General features: G+C 70.9%; 15 protein-coding genes. 9 read left to right on the plus strand and 6 right to left on the minus strand.

Annotation, left to right across the window (positions count from 1 at the left end):
- Nucleotides 1-220 precede the first annotated feature (220 nt).
- From rpsB to OHS33_RS26415, 9 genes are all read left to right on the plus strand, one after another.
- A complete protein-coding gene (rpsB, locus tag OHS33_RS26375; protein ID WP_330332883.1) occupies nucleotides 221-1141 on the plus strand; it encodes a 30S ribosomal protein S2 in 921 nt (306 codons plus the stop codon).
- A gap of 135 nt (nucleotides 1142-1276) precedes the next feature.
- Nucleotides 1277-2113: a translation elongation factor Ts gene (tsf, locus tag OHS33_RS26380; protein WP_330332884.1), complete on the plus strand. Its 837-nt coding sequence runs from the start codon at nucleotides 1277-1279 to the stop codon at nucleotides 2111-2113.
- Between the two features lie 162 nt (nucleotides 2114-2275).
- Nucleotides 2276-3058, plus strand: a complete 783-nt coding sequence (gene pyrH / locus OHS33_RS26385; protein ID WP_330332885.1) for a UMP kinase — start codon at nucleotides 2276-2278, stop codon at nucleotides 3056-3058.
- 66 nt (nucleotides 3059-3124) lie between these two features.
- Nucleotides 3125-3682 carry a ribosome recycling factor gene (gene frr / locus OHS33_RS26390; RefSeq protein WP_330335212.1) on the plus strand — a complete coding sequence of 186 codons (558 nt, stop codon included), beginning with the start codon at nucleotides 3125-3127 and terminating at the stop codon, nucleotides 3680-3682.
- Nucleotides 3682-4749 (plus strand): phosphatidate cytidylyltransferase, encoded by a 1068-nt coding sequence (locus OHS33_RS26395; RefSeq protein WP_330332886.1) that lies wholly within the window; start codon nucleotides 3682-3684, stop codon nucleotides 4747-4749. The genes frr and OHS33_RS26395 overlap by 1 nt, the downstream gene beginning before the upstream one ends.
- Before the next feature lie 129 nt (nucleotides 4750-4878).
- Complete coding sequence (gene rlmN, locus OHS33_RS26400; RefSeq protein WP_330332887.1) at nucleotides 4879-5991, plus strand: 23S rRNA (adenine(2503)-C(2))-methyltransferase RlmN; 1113 nt, start codon at nucleotides 4879-4881, stop codon at nucleotides 5989-5991.
- Between the two features lie 266 nt (nucleotides 5992-6257).
- Entirely contained in the window at nucleotides 6258-7337 is a 1080-nt protein-coding gene (locus OHS33_RS26405) for a thiamine ABC transporter substrate-binding protein (protein WP_330332888.1), read from the plus strand.
- 116 nt (nucleotides 7338-7453) lie between these two features.
- Nucleotides 7454-9070 carry an ABC transporter permease gene (locus OHS33_RS26410; RefSeq protein ID WP_330335213.1) on the plus strand — a complete coding sequence of 539 codons (1617 nt, stop codon included), beginning with the start codon at nucleotides 7454-7456 and terminating at the stop codon, nucleotides 9068-9070.
- Nucleotides 9070-10101, plus strand: a complete 1032-nt coding sequence (locus OHS33_RS26415; RefSeq protein ID WP_330332889.1) for an ABC transporter ATP-binding protein — start codon at nucleotides 9070-9072, stop codon at nucleotides 10099-10101. The genes OHS33_RS26410 and OHS33_RS26415 overlap by 1 nt, the downstream gene beginning before the upstream one ends.
- 560 nt (nucleotides 10102-10661) lie before the next feature.
- Here the strand turns inward: OHS33_RS26415 and OHS33_RS26420 are convergent.
- The 6 genes from OHS33_RS26420 to OHS33_RS26445 form a co-directional block, all read right to left on the minus strand.
- Nucleotides 10662-11570 carry a hypothetical protein gene (locus tag OHS33_RS26420; protein ID WP_330332890.1) on the minus strand — a complete coding sequence of 303 codons (909 nt, stop codon included), beginning with the start codon at nucleotides 11568-11570 and terminating at the stop codon, nucleotides 10662-10664.
- 87 nt (nucleotides 11571-11657) lie between these two features.
- Nucleotides 11658-12749 (minus strand): LOG family protein, encoded by a 1092-nt coding sequence (locus OHS33_RS26425; RefSeq protein ID WP_330332891.1) that lies wholly within the window; start codon nucleotides 12747-12749, stop codon nucleotides 11658-11660.
- Between the two features lie 26 nt (nucleotides 12750-12775).
- On the minus strand, nucleotides 12776-13855 hold the full coding sequence (locus OHS33_RS26430) for a hypothetical protein (protein ID WP_330332892.1): 1080 nt from the start codon (nucleotides 13853-13855) through the stop codon (nucleotides 12776-12778).
- Nucleotides 13837-14616 carry an ABC transporter ATP-binding protein gene (locus tag OHS33_RS26435; protein WP_330332893.1) on the minus strand — a complete coding sequence of 260 codons (780 nt, stop codon included), beginning with the start codon at nucleotides 14614-14616 and terminating at the stop codon, nucleotides 13837-13839. The genes OHS33_RS26430 and OHS33_RS26435 overlap by 19 nt, the downstream gene beginning before the upstream one ends.
- Nucleotides 14617-14796: 180 nt before the next feature.
- Nucleotides 14797-16176: an aspartate aminotransferase family protein gene (locus tag OHS33_RS26440; RefSeq protein ID WP_330332894.1), complete on the minus strand. Its 1380-nt coding sequence runs from the start codon at nucleotides 16174-16176 to the stop codon at nucleotides 14797-14799.
- Nucleotides 16161-16664 carry an Lrp/AsnC family transcriptional regulator gene (locus OHS33_RS26445; RefSeq protein ID WP_037791052.1) on the minus strand — a complete coding sequence of 168 codons (504 nt, stop codon included), beginning with the start codon at nucleotides 16662-16664 and terminating at the stop codon, nucleotides 16161-16163. The genes OHS33_RS26440 and OHS33_RS26445 overlap by 16 nt, the downstream gene beginning before the upstream one ends.
- Between the last annotated feature and the right edge of the window lie 45 nt (nucleotides 16665-16709).

Genomic DNA, 16709 nt, shown 5'->3' on the forward strand with positions numbered 1-16709 from the left:
CCGCCGCGGCCTGTGGACGGCCGGTCCCTTGTGGAAATCGGCGTCACCCGGCATACCGCCGGGTCCCGTACACTTCTTGTGGCGATCCGGGTCACCGGGTCGACTTCGCACGCCCCAGCACCGGCCGCTCAGGCCGCGTGGCAGCGTCTCTCGGTCCCCTCGGCGGGGGCAGGGCGCGGTGGGGCGTCAGGAACCAAACCGAGAAAACAAGGAGATGGCCATGGCCGTCGTCACGATGCGGGAGCTGCTGGAAAGCGGCGTCCACTTCGGTCACCAGACCCGTCGTTGGAACCCGAAGATGAAGCGCTTCATCTTCACGGAGCGCAACGGCATCTACATCATCGACCTGCTCCAGTCGCTGTCGTACATCGACCGCGCCTACGAGTTCGTCAAGGAGACCGTTGCCCACGGCGGCTCCATCATGTTCGTCGGTACCAAGAAGCAGGCCCAGGAGGCCATCGCCGAGCAGGCGACGCGCGTTGGTATGCCGTACGTCAACCAGCGGTGGCTGGGTGGCATGCTCACCAACTTCTCCACCGTCTACAAGCGCCTTCAGCGTCTGAAGGAGCTTGAGCAGATCGACTTCGAGGACGTCGCGGCCTCGGGTCTCACCAAGAAGGAGCTCCTCGTGCTCTCGCGCGAGAAGGCCAAGCTGGAGAAGACCCTCGGCGGTATCCGTGAGATGTCGAAGGTTCCCAGCGCCGTCTGGATCGTCGACACCAAGAAGGAGCACATCGCCGTCGGTGAGGCGCGCAAGCTCCACATCCCGGTCGTCGCGATCCTCGACACCAACTGTGACCCCGACGAGGTCGACTACAAGATCCCGGGCAACGACGACGCGATCCGCTCCGTCACCCTGCTCACCCGCGTGATCGCCGACGCCGTCGCCGAGGGCCTCATCGCCCGTTCCGGTGCCGCGACCGGTGACTCGAAGCCGGGCGAGAAGGCCGCTGCCGAGCCGCTCGCCGAGTGGGAGCGCGACCTGCTCGAGGGCGACAAGAAGGCTGACGACGCTGCCGAGGCTCCGGCCGAGGCCGCCGCCGTCGAGGCCGAGGTCGTCGCCGAGGCCCCGGCCGTCGAGGCCGAGGTTGTCGCCGAGACCGTCGTCGAGGCCCCGGCCGCCGACGCCGAGCAGGCCTGACCCACTGAGAGCGTCCGGCGTTCACCCGCCGGGCACTCCCAGCACGGACTATGACGGCGGGGGAGCCGCGCCACGAGCGCGTCTCCCTCGCCGTTGACCCGTAGATCTACGACTTCGAGAGAGAATCACAGACTCATGGCGAACTACACCGCCGCTGACGTCAAGAAGCTCCGCGAGCTGACCGGCGTCGGCATGATGGACTGCAAGAACGCTCTGGTCGAGTCCGACGGCGACGTCGACAAGGCCATCGAGGCGCTCCGCATCAAGGGTCAGAAGGGCGTCGCCAAGCGCGAGGGCCGTTCTGCCGAGAACGGCGCCGTCGCTTCGCTCATCGCCGACGACAACACCTCCGGTGTCATCGTCGAGCTGAAGTGCGAGACGGACTTCGTCGCCAAGGGTGACAAGTTCCAGGCCGTCACCAACCAGCTGGCCGCCCACATCGCCGCGTCCAACCCGGCCGACCTCGACGCGCTGCTCGCGTCCGAGATCGAGCCCGGCAAGACCGTCCAGGCGTTCGTGGACGAGGCCAACGCCAACCTCGGCGAGAAGATCGTCCTGGACCGCTTCGCGCAGTTCACCGGCGGTTACGTCTCGGCGTACATGCACCGCACCATGCCCGACCTGCCGTTCCAGATCGGCGTCCTGGTCGAGCTGGACAAGGAGAACGCCGAGGTCGCCCGCGGCGTCGCGCAGCACATCGCCGCGTTCTCCCCGAAGTGGCTGTCCGAGGACGAGATCCCGGCCGAGATCCTCGAGTCCGAGCGTCGCGTGGCCGAAGAGGTCACCCGCGCGGAGGGCAAGCCCGAGGCTGCCCTGCCGAAGATCGTCGAGGGTCGTGTCAAGGGCTTCGTCCGCGACAACACCCTGCTCGGCCAGTCCTACGCCCTGGACGCCAAGAAGTCCGTCCAGAAGGTTCTGGACGAGGCCGGTGTCACCCTGGTGCGCTTCTCGCGCATCAAGGTCGGCATCTGAGTCCGTCCGTACGCGACGGACACCGGACCCCGGTAGGGTCTGAAGCAGTCGTCCGCGTTCGCGCAGGACGACCGCAGATCTGACGAGGAGGCCATTGCCGTAGAGGGAACCGCGAGGACCCACCGGCAATGGCCTCCTTCGTATGTGCACGAGGAGATCTCCATGAATCAGGGCGTGGACCCCCACACCACCGCTTCCGACGACAAGAGCGACCACGAGAAGAAGGGTCGCCGCTTCATGCTCAAGCTGTCCGGCGAAGCCTTCTCGGGTGGCGGCGGGCTGGGTGTCGACCCTGACGTCGTGCACGCCATCGCCCGCGAGATCGCGGCCGTGGTCCGCGACGGCGCCGAGATCGCGATCGTGATCGGCGGCGGCAACTTCTTCCGCGGCGCCGAGCTCCAGCAGCGCGGCATGGACCGGGCCCGGTCCGACTACATGGGCATGCTGGGCACGGTCATGAACTGCCTCGCCCTCCAGGACTTCCTGGAGAAGGAGGGCATCGATTCCCGCGTCCAGACCGCCATCACCATGGGGCAGGTCGCGGAGCCGTACATCCCGCTGCGCGCCGTGCGCCACCTGGAGAAGGGACGCGTCGTCATCTTCGGCGCGGGCATGGGCATGCCGTACTTCTCCACCGACACCACCGCCGCCCAGCGCGCCCTGGAGATCGACGCCGAGGCCCTGCTGATGGGCAAGAACGGCGTGGACGGGGTCTACGACTCCGACCCGAAGAAGAACCCGGACGCGGTGAAGTTCGACGCGCTGGAGTACAGCGAGGTGCTGTCCCGCGACCTCAAGGTCGCCGACGCCACGGCCATCACGCTGTGCCGCGACAACAAGCTGCCGATCCTGGTCTTCGAACTGCTCGCCGAGGGCAATATCGCCCGCGCGGTCAAGGGTGAGAAGATCGGCACGCTCGTCAGCGATCAGAGCACCCGGGCCTGACACGGGCCAGGGGCCGGCCGGCCCCGCCAGCCTGAACCATCCATTCAAGACATGCAGGAGCACGTGGTGATCGAAGAAACCCTCCTCGAGGCCGAGGAGAAGATGGAGAAGGCCGTCGTCGTCGCCAAGGAAGACTTCGCGGCGATTCGCACCGGCCGCGCGCACCCGGCGATGTTCAACAAGATCGTGGCCGACTACTACGGCGCGGTCACTCCCATCAACCAGCTCGCCTCCTTCGCGGTGCCCGAGCCGCGCATGGCCATCGTGACGCCCTTCGACGCGTCGGCCCTGCGCAACATCGAGCAGGCCATCCGCGACTCCGACCTCGGCGTCAACCCGAGCAACGACGGCCGCATCATCCGGGTCACCTTCCCCGAGCTGACGGGGGAGCGCCGCAAGGAGTACATCAAGGTCGCCAAGACCAAGGCCGAGGACTCCAAGATCTCCATCCGTGCCATCCGCCGCAAGGCGAAGGACACCCTCGACAAGATGGTGAAGGACAAGGAGGCCGGCGAGGACGAGGTGCGCCGCGCGGAGAAGGAGCTCGACGACGCCACCGCGAAGTACGTCGCGCAGGTCGACGAGCTGCTGAAGCACAAGGAAGCCGAGCTGCTCGAAGTCTGATGAACGACTCTCCCTGGCGGGCGGAGCCGGTTCCGGCGGGTCCCGCATACGATGCGCGGGTGGGCCCGCACACTCGGCCCATGCCCATCGTGCCCGATGCCGCCGGCCGTGACTTCGACGACCGGGAGCCACGCGATCCGGGGGCCGCCGATGCGGGCGGCCCCCTGTTCCGCGCCGAGACGCCGCCGCAGGAGCCCATGTCCACCCCACCTTCCCAGGCCCCGCAGGACGCCTCGCAGCCCCCGCAGAAGAAGCGGGCCGGCCGTGACCTGCGTGCCGCCATAGGGGTCGGCATCGGCCTCGGCGCGGTGATCTTCGCCTCGCTGTTCATCGTCAAGGCCGTCTTCGTCGGCGTCGTCGTCGTCGCGGTCGTCGTGGGGCTGTGGGAGCTGACCTCCCGCCTCCAGGAGCAGAAGGGCATCAAGGCCCCGCTGGTACCGCTCGCGGTCGGCGGCGCGGCCATGGTCATCGCCGGGTACGTCCGGGGGGCCGAGGGCGCCTGGGTCGCGATGGCGCTCACCGCGCTCGCGGTGCTCGTGTGGCGGATGACCGAGCCGCCCGAGGACTACCTCAAGGACGTCACCGCGGGTGTCTTCGCCGCGTTCTACGTGCCGTTCCTGGCCACCTTCGTCGCGATGCTCCTCACCGCGGACGACGGGCCGCAGCGCGTGGTCACCTTCCTGCTCCTGACCGTGGTCAGCGACACCGGGGCGTACGCCGTCGGCTGGCGCTTCGGCAAGCACAAGCTGGCCCCGCGCATCAGCCCCGGCAAGACCCGCGAGGGACTGTTCGGCGCCGTGGCCTTCGCGATGGCGGCCGGCGCGCTGTGCATGGAGTTCCTGATCGAAGACGGCGCCTGGTGGCAGGGCCTGCTGCTGGGTCTGACCGTCGCGGTCAGCGCCACGCTGGGCGACCTCGGCGAGTCGATGATCAAGCGGGACCTGGGCATCAAGGACATGGGCACGCTGCTGCCGGGGCACGGCGGGATCATGGACCGGCTGGACTCGCTGCTGCCGACCGCGCCCGTGGTGTGGCTGCTGCTGGCGGCGTTCGTCGGTACGGGCTGACCCGTCGCGGGAGCGGGGACCGGCCCGCGGGAATCCGCCCGAGAGGGGCGGAACCGCCCGGGCGGTTACTCTTGAAAGGCGCGCTGCTTCTTGCGGTGCGCCTTTCGTCTTTACCGAGGAGTACCTGCCATGGCCCGCCCTGTTCCGGGAGAGCTCACTTTCGTCGCCCCTCGCGGAGCCAAGAAGCCCCCGCGGCACCTGGCCGACCTCACCCCGGAGGAGCGGCGCGAGGCGGTGGCCGCGATCGGTGAGAAGCCCTTCCGGGCCAAGCAGCTGTCCCAGCACTACTTCGCCCGGTACAACCACGACCCGGCGCAGTGGACGGACATTCCCGCGGCCTCCCGCGAGAAGCTCCGCGAGGAGCTGCTCCCGGACCTGATGTCGGTCATCCGGCACATCTCGTGCGACGACGACACCACCCGCAAGACCCTGTGGAAGCTGCACGACGGCACGCTCGTCGAGTCCGTCCTGATGCGCTACCCCGAGCGGGTCACCATGTGCATCTCCTCGCAGGCGGGCTGCGGCATGAACTGCCCGTTCTGCGCCACCGGCCAGGCGGGTCTGGACCGCAACCTCTCCACCGCGGAGATCGTGCACCAGATCGTCGACGGCATGCGCGCGCTGCGCGACGGCGAGGTGCCGGGAGGCCCGGCGCGCCTGTCGAACATCGTCTTCATGGGCATGGGCGAGCCGCTGGCCAACTACAACCGCGTGGTCGGCGCGATCCGCCGGCTGACCGACCCGGAGCCCGACGGCCTCGGCCTGTCGCAGCGCGGCATCACCGTCTCCACCGTCGGCCTGGTCCCGGCCATGCTCCGGTTCGCCGACGAGGGCTTCAAGTGCCGCCTCGCCGTCTCGCTGCACGCGCCCGACGACGAGCTGCGCGACACCCTGGTGCCGGTGAACACCCGCTGGAACGTCCGTGAGGTGCTGGACGCCGCCTGGGAGTACGCCGACAAGTCCGGCCGCCGGATCTCCATCGAGTACGCGCTGATCCGGGACATCAACGACCAGGCCTGGCGCGGTGACCGGCTCGGCCGGCTGCTCAAGGGCAAGCGCGTGCACGTCAACCTGATTCCGCTGAACCCGACCCCGGGCTCCAAGTGGACCGCCTCGCGCCCCGAGGACGAGAAGGCCTTCGTCGAGGCGATCGCGCGGCACGGCGTGCCCGTGACCGTACGGGACACCCGCGGCCAGGAGATCGACGGCGCCTGCGGCCAGCTCGCCGCAACGGAGCGCTAGCCTCCGGCTCTCCGCCGGTGCTGCGGCCCGCGGGGTACCCTGTGGCCGGAAACCAACTGCATATTCCGACAGGGGAGCGCCACAGCGCTGAGAGTGCGGTAACCGTCACCGCAGACCCTCTGAACCTCGCCCGGGTCATTCCGGGTAGGAAGTTCGGTCATCACTCAAGCTGTTGCGCCCTGCCCGGCGACCGCTCCCGCGTCCACGGACGCGGGGCGCCGGGCGGGGCCGCGTCTTCTCCTGGACATCCCAGGAGGAAGCATTCAATGAGCACCACCAAGAAGATCGCGGGCAGCGCGCTCGCCGTCGCGCTGGGCGTCAGCACGCTCGCCGCGTGCGGCGGCAGCAGCGGCGGCAGCGAGGCCAAGCCGAAGACGATCACCCTCGTCAGCCACGACTCCTTCAACGTGACCCCGGCGGTCCTGAAGGAGTTCGAGCAGCAGAGCGGCTACACCGTCAAGGTGCTCAAGAGCGGCGACGCGGGCGCCGCCCTCAACCAGGAGATCCTGACCAAGGGCTCCCCGCGCGGCGACGTCTTCTTCGGCGTCGACAACACGCTGCTCTCGCGCGCCCTCGACAACGGCATCTTCACCCCCTACGAGGCCAAGGGCCTGGCCGGGGTCGGCGCCGAGTACCAGATGGACAAGGAGCACCGGGTCACCCCGGTCGACTCCGGTGACATCTGCGTCAACTACGACAAGGCGTACTTCGCCGAGAAGAAGATCGCCCCGCCGCAGACGCTGGACGACCTGATCAAGCCGGAGTACAAGGACCTGCTGGTCACCGAGAACGCGGCGACCTCCTCGCCCGGCCTCGGCTTCCTGCTCGCCTCCGTCGGCAAGTACGGCGACGCGGGCTGGAAGGACTACTGGACCAAGCTCAAGGCCAACGGCGTCGAGGTCGTCGACGGCTGGGAGCAGGCCTACAACCAGCGCTTCTCCGGCTCCGCGGGCGGCAAGAAGGCCAAGGGCGACCGCCCCCTGGTCGTCTCCTACGCCTCCAGCCCGCCGGTCGAGGTGATCTACGGCGAGCCGAAGCCGACCGAGGCGCCGACCGGCGTCGCCACCGGCACCTGCTTCCGTCAGGTCGAGTTCGCGGGCCTGCTCAAGGGCGCGAAGAACGAGGAGGGCGGCAAGGCCCTGCTCGACTTCCTGGTGAGCAAGAAGTTCCAGGAGGACATGCCCCTCCAGATGTTCGTGAACCCGGTCGTCAAGGACGCCAAGCTGCCGGAGGACTTCACGAAGTTCGGCGCGGTGATCGACAAGCCGGAGACGGTCGCTCCCGACGCCATCGCGAAGAACCGTGAGCAGTGGGTCAAGACATGGTCCTCGCTCGTCGTGAAGTAAGCACGGCGAAGGAGCCCGGGGCGGCGCCGGGGGGCGCCGCACCGGACTCCGGTGCCGGTCGCGGTGAGGGGCCCGGCGCCGAGGGGCGCCGGGCTGTCGCGGTGCGGCTCGCGCTGATGGCCGTACCCCTCGCCTTCTTCTGCCTCTTCTTCGCCTACCCCGTCGCCGCGATCGTCGGCCGCGGGCTCAAGGGGGACGACGGCTGGCGGTTCGGCCGGATCGGCGAGGTGCTCGCCCGGCCCGACATCGGCGACGTCCTGTGGTTCACCACCTGGCAGGCGCTGGCCTCGACCGCGCTGACCCTGCTGCTCGCACTGCCCGGCGCGTACGTCTTCGCCCGCTTCGAGTTCCCCGGCAAGCAGCTGCTGAGGGCGGTCGTCACCGTGCCGTTCGTGCTGCCCACCGTGGTCGTCGGCACCGCCTTCCTGGCCCTGGTCGGACGCGGCGGACTGCTGGACGAGCTGTGGGGCGTACGGCTCGACACCACCGTCTGGGCGATCCTGCTCGCCCACGTCTTCTTCAACTACGCCGTCGTGATCCGCACGGTCGGCGGCCTGTGGGCGCAGCTCGATCCGCGCCAGGAAGAGGCCGCCCGGGTGCTCGGCGCGGGGCGGTTCGCCGCCTGGCGCCGGGTGACCCTGCCCGCGCTCGCCCCCGCGGTCGCCGCGGCCGCCCTCATGGTGTTCCTCTTCACCTTCACCTCCTTCGGCGTCGTGCAGATCCTCGGCGGACCGGCGTACTCCACCCTGGAGGTGGAGGTCTACCGGCAGACCGCGCAGCTCCTGGACCTGCCGACCGCCGCCGTCCTGACGATGGTGCAGTTCGTGGCCGTCGGCGCGATCCTCGGCGTCCACGCATGGACCGTGCGCAAGCGGGAGACCGCGCTGCGGCTGGTCGACCCCGCGCACACCGCCCACCGGCCGCGCGGCACCGGACAGCGGCTGCTGCTCGGCGCGGTGCTGCTGACGGTGGCCGTGCTGGTGCTACTGCCGCTCGGCGTCCTGGTGGAACGGTCCTTCGACGCCCCCGGCGGGTACGGGTTCGGCTACTACCGGGCCCTGCAGGACGCGGGCGCCGGGGGCGGGACCTTCCTGGTGCCACCACTGGAGTCGATCTGGAACTCCCTCCAGTACGCCGTGGCCGCCACCGCCATCGCCCTGGTCATCGGGGGGCTCGCGGCCGCGGCGCTCACCCGGCGCGGGGGCCGGTTCGTGCGCGGGTTCGACGCGCTGCTGATGCTCCCCCTGGGCGTGTCGGCCGTGACCGTCGGCTTCGGCTTCCTGATCACCCTCGACGAGCCGCCGCTGGACCTGCGGACCTCGTGGATCCTGGTGCCGCTGGCCCAGGCGCTGGTCGGCGTCCCCTTCGTCGTACGGACCATGCTGCCCGTCCTGCGCGCGGTCGACGGACGGCTGCGCGAGGCCGCGGCCGTGCTCGGGGCCTCGCCGCTGCGGGCCTGGCGGGAGGTGGACCTGCCGTTGGTGCGGCGGGCGCTGCTGATCGCCGCCGGATTCGCCTTCGCGGTCTCGCTCGGCGAATTCGGGGCGACCGTCTTCATCGCCCGCCCCGACCGTCCGACGCTGCCCGTGGCCGTGGCCCGGCTGCTGGGGCGCGCGGGCGAGATGAACTACGGGCAGGCGATGGCCCTGAGCACGATCCTCATGCTGGTGTGCGCGGTGTCCCTGCTGGTGCTGGAGCGACTGCGGCCCGACAAGACCTCCGGAGAGTTCTGATGACCCTGCTGGAACTGAGCGGAGTGTCGGTGCGCTTCGGTGAGCGCGCGGTCGTGGACGCCGTGGACCTGGCGGTCGCCGAACACGAGACCGTGTGCGTGCTCGGCCCCAGCGGCAGCGGGAAGTCCACGCTGCTGCGGGTCGTCGCCGGACTCCAGGCGACCGCCGCCGGGCGGGTCCTGCTCGGCGGCGCCGACCAGCGCGGAGTGCCGGTGCACCGGCGGGGGGTGGGCCTGATGTTCCAGGACCACCAGCTCTTCCCGCACCGGGACGTCGGCGGGAACGTGGCGTTCGGGCTGCGGATGCAGGGCGCGGCGCGGCCGTCGTACGAGGCCCGGGTGGCCGAACTGCTGGAACTGGTCGGGCTCCCGGGCGCGCAGCGGCGCGCGATCGCTTCCCTGTCCGGAGGCGAACAGCAGCGGGTGGCGCTGGCCCGCGCGCTGGCCCCGTCGCCGCGGCTGCTGATGCTCGACGAACCGCTCGGCCAGCTGGACCGGGGGCTGCGGGAGCGCCTCGTCGTCGAGCTGCGGGGACTGTTCTCCCGGCTCGGTACGACCGTCCTGGCCGTCACGCACGACCAGGGCGAGGCCTTCGCGCTGGCCGACCGGGTCGTGGTCATGCGGGACGGGCGGATCGCGCAGGCCGGGACCCCGCTGGAGGTCTGGCAGCGGCCCGCGTCGGAGTTCGTGGCGCGGTTCCTCGGCTTCGAGAACGTGGTCACGGCGGAGGTTTCGGGCGGTGTCGCCGACACGGTATGGGGCCGGATCCCGGTCCCGGCGGGGTCCCCGGAAGGCCCCTGCCGACTGCTGGTCCGCCCGGCGGGCGTGGTGCCGGGGGGCCTGGGCGGCCTGCCGTGCGTGGTGGAGGCGAGGACCTTCCGGGGGACGCATGTGGCGCTGCTGCTGAGGGCGGTGGCGGGGGTGGGTCCGGTGCTGGAGGCCGAGTGCGGGCTGGCCGGGGCGCCGGAACCGGGTGACCGCGTGGGGGTCACCTTCACCCCGTCCGAGGTGGTCGTCCTCCCGCCGGAGTAGCCCCGTGCCCCGGGCGGGGGAGGCCGCTGCCGCCGCGGCACGCTGCCGCCTGCGGCGCATCCCGCCCTCCGGGGGCGCCTCAATCGCCGGCGAGGCTGGGAAGGCCGGGGCTTGGCGCGCCGGCCGCCCCACCGTGCCACCCGCCCCTCCGGGTGCCTCCGGGGGCGCCTCAATCGCCGGCGAGGCTGGGATGGTCGGGGCTTGGCGCGCCGGCCGCCCCGCCGTGCCAGCCGCCCCTCCGGGTGCCTCCGGGGGCGCCTCAATCGCCGGCGGGGCTGGGTTGGTCGGGGCATGGCGTGTAGCGCCTGGCGGGGTTGTGGCCCTGGTGGCGGGCTGGGTTGCCCGGAGGGCAATTCCAGCCTGCCCGGCGATTGAGGGCCCGCCGGAGGCGAGATCAGCCCGACAGGCGGTCGAGGTCCGTCGAGGGCAACTTGAGCCCGCCCGGCGATTGAGGGCTTGGCGGAGGCGAGGTCAGCCCCCGGCGATTGAGGCTTGGCGGAGGTGGGGCAGCTCGCGCGGCGATGGGGTGCGGAAGGGGTGCGGGGGCCGGACCGGTTGGGTCAGGGGACCGGGACCGGGGGGTTCGACGGGGCCGGGGCCGGTTGCGCGCCGTCGTGGTTGCCGAACCACGCCACCGCCACCGCACCCGCCACGGCCAGGACGAAGCCGAGGACCGCCAGCCAGGCCAGGCCGGGCCGGGAGGCGTCCCCGAGCCACAGGACGCCGATCGCCCCCGGCAGCACCGTCTCGCCGACGACCAGGGCCGCCGTCGCGCCGTTCACCGAGCCGATCTGCAGGGCCACCGTGTGCAGGTACATGCCGCCGGTCCCGGCGAGGAGGATCGCGTACAGGGCCGGGTCGGCCAGCAGCGAGCCCAGGGAGAAGGGCTCGATGCCGTCGAGGATCCGTACGCCCACGCCGAGCGCGCCAAACGCGAGGCCCGACAGCAGACCCGCGAGGATCGCCGCCCGCCCGCCGAGGAACCGTACGGCGACCGTGCCGCCGACGATGATCAGGACGGTCACCGCCAGCAGCGACCAGTGCGTCGCGGCCGGGGCGTGGTGCCCGCCCTCGTGCCCGGCGGCGGTCGCCAGCAGCACCAGCGCTCCGCAGACGACCCCGATGGAGGTCCACTCCTTGCGGGTCAGCCGGATGCCGAGCATCTTCACGCTCAGCACGGCGGTGATCACCAGGTTGGCGCTGATCACCGTCTGGGAGAGGAAGAGCGGGAGGAGGCGGGCGGCCAGCGCGCCGAGCCCGAAGCCCACGAAGTCCAGGATCGTGCCGACGATGAATTCCCAGGTCATCGCGGCCTTGGCGGTGGAGGCGAGGTTCGGGCCGCCGTGCTGGGTGACCCCGGCGCCGGCGTCGGAACTCCGGGCCGCCTTGCGGGAGCCCACGGCTTGCAGGACGGATCCCGTGCCGTAACAGATGGACGCCGCGATGGCGGTCAGCAGGCCTATGAGCACAGAGGGCTCCGTTCACGTCTGGCAGGTTTTTGCTTGTCTATTACCTATGCCAGACGGCTGAAAGGGCCCGGGAGTTGCCTCGTACCCCTAAACGAATGACGCGAGCGTCGCCGGAACCTCGTCGACGGAGTCGACCAGGGCGATCCGGGACTCCATCGGACGGCCCGCCGCCAGGGCCTGGAGCAGCGGCCACGCCGGGAGCCGCTCGGTCCAGTGCGCCCGGTCGACCAGGATCATCGGGGCGGGCTCGCCGCGGGACTCGTAGTAGTTCGGGGTGGCGTTGTCGAAGATCTCCTGGACCGTTCCCGCCGCGCCCGGCAGGAAGACCACGCCCGCGTTGGACCGGGCGAGGAGCCCGTCCTCGCGGATGGCGTTGGCGAAGTACTTCGCGATGTGGCCCGCGAAGGCGTTCGGCGGCTCGTGACCGTAGAACCAGGTCGGGATGCCCACCGAATCGCCGCCGCCGGGCCAGCGTTCCCGTACGGCGAAGGCGGCCCGCGCCCAGTCGGAGACCGACGGGGTGAAGGAGGGGGCCTTGGCCAGCATCTCCAGGGCTTCGGGCAGGGCCTCGTCCGCCGCCGGGGCCAAATACGCGCCGAGGTTGGCCGCCTCCATCGCACCCGGGCCGCCACCGGTGGCCACGGTCAGACCGGCCCGGGCCAGGCTCCGGCCCAGCCGGGCCGCGCCCGCGTAGGCCGCCCCGCCGCGGGACATGGCGTGGCCGCCCATGACGCCGACCACCCGGGCGGCGCTCAGGTGCTCGTCGAGCGCGTCCGAGATGGCGTCGTCGTGGATGGACCGCAGCATGGAGGAGAAGACGTCGCCGTCGGCCTTCGTCTCCTGGAACCAGGCGTACGCCTCGGCGTCGGGGGTGGCCTCGTACCCGGAAGCGAGGGCGTCGAACAGCTCTTCCGGGGTGTAGAGCAGCCCCCGGTAGGGGTTGAACGGCAGGTCCGGGACCGGCGGGAAGACCAGTGCTCCGTCCGCGCGCACCTTCGCGGCGGCGTCCGGCTGCATGGCGCAGCCCAGGAACACGGCCGCCGAGGTGTCGGACGACAGCAGGGCCAGGGTCCGCTCCAGCAGGTTGACCGACTGGATGCGGTAGCCGCTCAGGTCGCCGTGGGCGACGACCTGGTCGAATTCGGCGAGGGTCTCGATCTCGATGTCCGGGTAAGCCATTTCGCCCACCCTAAGGGCTGTACACGTCAGCGGGTCAAGGCCATCACCGTCAGCTGTGACACACCCCAGCTGAGCGGCGCGCACACCGCGAGCAGCGCGGCGGCCCGCAGCGCCACGGCGCCGCGCAGCACTCCGCCCGCGCCGCCGAGGCCGCGCAACGCCTCCCGGGCCGGTGACCTGGCCTGGTGGATCTCGACGGCGGTGGTCAGCAGGGTCGCGGCCGCGCAGGCGCCGACCAGCGCGGCGGCCGGCCCGGTCAGCGGTCCCAGCGGCACGTGCAGCCCACCGTGCCCGCGCAGGGCCAGCGCGGTCAGCGCCCCGGCCGTCACCGCGCAGAGCACGCCGAGGGGCCGGCCGACCCGGGGCGCTTCCTCCTGGAGGGTGCGCCCGGCGAGCAGCCGCACCGCGCCGGGGCGCACCGCCTGGACGAGGGTGCCGCAGGCGTAGGCCAGGCCGGGCCCGGCCAGGGACAGGCCGACGGCGGTCAGTGCCCAGCCCGCGAGCATTCCGGGGCCGCCACGGCCCGCGTACGCCTCGACGGCCAGCCCGCAGGCGGTGAGCGAGATGCCCCACGGCAGTTCGGCCTGCGGGGTACGGGGCGCCCGGGTCCCGGGCCGCAGGGTGAGGGCGGCGGTGGCCGAGGCGATGAGCGGGACGAGGGCGAGCAGGGTGAGGGCGGCGGCGACCGGCAGCGGCTGGTCCGCGTGCAGCAGTGAGGCCCCGGCCCCGTCGAAGGGCAGCCCGGAGACCTCCCCGCGCAGGTGCAGGAAGGCGGCCAGGGCGAGCGCGCTGCCCAGGGCGCAGGCGATGGCGGTGGAGATCGCCGCGACGAGCCGGCGGCGTACGGGCCCCAGCCCGGCCGCGTCCATGCCCTCGCGGGGCCGGGTGGCCGGATCGGTGCGGGCCACCGCGACGGCGAAGTGCACGGTCACGGCGAGCGGGACGAGGGCCCACAGCAGCCGGGGGAACGATCCGGCAGGTCCGGCGAGCGCCCCCGCCAGGACGTACAGCAGCAGGAAGCCGGTCCCGGCCGAGGCGGCCGCGACCAGCAGGCGGCGGAACTGGACGAGCGGCCGGGAGCCCCGGGTCAGGCGGAGAGCGAGCACGCGCCCTGGCCCTCCGCTTCGGTCGGCGTCACAGGCTCCGCCGCGCCGGCGCCGATGTCCGCCTCCGCGTCCGTGCCCCCGGCCGGGCGGCCGTCGAGGAGGTCCACGCGGCGGTCGGCGATCGCGGCCGTCCGCTCGTCGTGGGTGGCCAGCAGCACGGTGATCCCGTGGGAGCGGGCGGCGGTGGTGAGCGTCCGGAGCAGGGTGGCCTGCTCGGCCCGGTGCAGCGGGGCCGTCGGCTCGTCCGCGAAGATCACGGCGGGCTCGCCGACCAGGGCCCGGGCCAGCGCGACCCGCTGTGACTCGGCGCGGGTCAGGGCGCCGGGGCGCTTGCGCGCGAAGCCGCCGATGTCGAGCCGGTCCAGCCATTCGCAGGCGGCGTGCTTGGCGGCGCGGTGCGTGGCGCCGGAGAGGAGCAGCGGCAGCGCCGCGTTCTCCCACACCTTGAGTTCGGGCAGCAGACCGGGCTCGGGGCCGATCCAGCCGAACCGGTCGCGGCGCAGCCGCTCCCGGGCCAGCGCTCCCATGGTGTGCACGGGGACGCCGTCGAACCAGACCTCGCCCTGTTCGGGCACGAGCTGCCCCGACAGGCAGCGCAGCAGGGTGGTCTTGCCGCTGCCGCGCGGGCCGGTGAGGGCGAGGACCTCGCCCTGGCGGACGCCGACCGAGACACCGATGAGGCCGGGCGAACCGCTGTGGGAGTAGTGCAGAGAGCGTGCCCAGAGCACGTCGTTGTCCGGTGGAGCAACCATGGCGTACACCTCCGTCCGGGGGAACGAAGCGGAGCCCGCTTGGTCACTGGCGCCGCAATGAGATGTAAGGAGATGAACGTCTTGGCTGGCTACAGCACACGGCCCGGACCCCCTCGTTCTCACTCGAACGGAGGATCCGGGCCGTGGGGACCGGCGGAGCCGGGGCCGACGCTACTGTGACGACACGGCCTAGAGCTTGGTCCACGCCTCGGTGAGCACCGAGCGCAGGATGCCCTCGATCTCGTCGAAGGTGCCCTGGTCGGCGATCAGCGGCGGGGCCAGCTGGATGACCGGGTCACCGCGGTCGTCGGCACGGCAGTACAGGCCGTTGTCGAAGAGCGCCTTGGAGAGGAAGCCGTAGAGCACGCGCTCCGTCTCCTCGTCCGTGAAGGACTCCTTGGTGTTCTTGTCCTTGACGAGTTCGATGCCGTAGAAGAAGCCGTTGCCGCGGACGTCACCGACGATCGGCAGGTCGTGCAGCTTCTTCAGCGTCGAGAAGAAGGCGTCCTCGTTGTCCAGCACGTGCTGGTTGAGGCCTTCCTTGTCGAAGATGTCGAGGTTGGCGAGCGCCACGGCCGAGGAGACCGGGTGGCCACCGAAGGTGTAGCCGTGCAGGAAGGTGTTGTCACCCTTGTAGAACGGCTCGGCGAGCTTGTCCGAGATGATGCAGGCACCGATCGGGGAGTAGCCCGAGGTCATGCCCTTGGCGCAGGTGATCATGTCCGGGATGTAGTCGAACTTGTCACAGGCGAACATCGTGCCGAGGCGGCCGAAGGCGCAGATCGTCTCGTCGGAGACGAGCAGCACGTCGTACTGGTCGCAGATCTCGCGGACGCGCTGGAAGTAGCCGGGCGGCGGCGGGAAGCAGCCACCGGCGTTCTGTACCGGCTCCAGGAAGACGGCGGCGACGGTGTCCGCGCCCTCGAACAGGATCTCCTGCTCGATCTGGTCGGCGCACCAGCGGCCGTAGGCCACCGGGTCGTCGCCGTGGATCGGGGCGCGATAGATGTTGGTGTTGACCACCTTGTGCGCGCCGGGGACCAGCGGCTCGAAGGGGGCCTTGAGGGCCGGCAGACCGGTGATGGACAGGGCGCCCTGCGGGGTGCCGTGGTAGGCCACCGCACGCGAGATGACCTTGTACTTGGTGTGCTTGCCCTGCAGCTTGAAGTACTGCTTGGCGAGCTTCCAGGCGGTCTCGACGGCCTCGCCGCCACCCGTGGTGAAGAAGACCTTGTTCAGGTCGCCGGGGGCGTAGTGGGCGAGGCGCTCGGCCAGTTCGACGGCCTTGGGGTGTGCGTACGACCAGATGGGGAAGAACGCGAGTTCCTGCGCCTGCTTGTAGGCGACCTCGGCCAGTTCCTTGCGGCCGTGACCGGCGTTGACCACGAACAGTCCGGCGAGACCGTCCAGGTAGCGCTTGCCCTTGTCGTCCCAGATGTAGGTGCCCTCGCCCCGGACGATGGTGGGGACGGGCGCGTTCTCGTAGGACGACATGCGGGTGAAGTGCATCCACAGGTGGTCGTACGCGGTCTTGGAGAGGTCCTGGCTCACGGTTATCGGGTTCCCCACATGTAGGTCTGCTTCTTCAGCTTCAGGTAAACGAAGCTTTCGGTTGATCGCACGCCGGGGAGCGCGCGGATCTTCTTGTTGATCGTGTCGAGCAGGTGGTCGTCGTCCTCGCAGACGATCTCCACCATCAGATCGAAGGAGCCCGCGGTCATCACCACGTACTCGCACTCGGCCATCGCGGTCAGCGCGTCGGCCACCGGATCGAGGTCCCCCTCGACATTGATGCCGACCATCGCCTGACGTCGCAGACCCACGGTGAGCGGGTCGGTGACGGCCACGATCTGCATGACGCCCTGGTCGAGCAGCTTCTGTACGCGCTGGCGCACAGCGGCTTCGGACAGGCCGACGGCCTTGCCGATCGCCGCGTAGGGACGGCGGCCGTCCTCCTGCAGTTGCTCGATGATCGCCAGGGACACAGCATCGACCGAAGGGGACGGTTGTCTGTTCCTGGAATCTGCGCTTCGACTGACCACGACCTCACTGTGCACGAGGAGTCGTCTGTTCCGCAAGCCTTGACCGATGTAATTCGTTGT

It is taken from the genome of Streptomyces sp. NBC_00536, assembly GCF_036346295.1.
Taxonomy (GTDB): Bacteria; Actinomycetota; Actinomycetes; order Streptomycetales; family Streptomycetaceae; genus Streptomyces.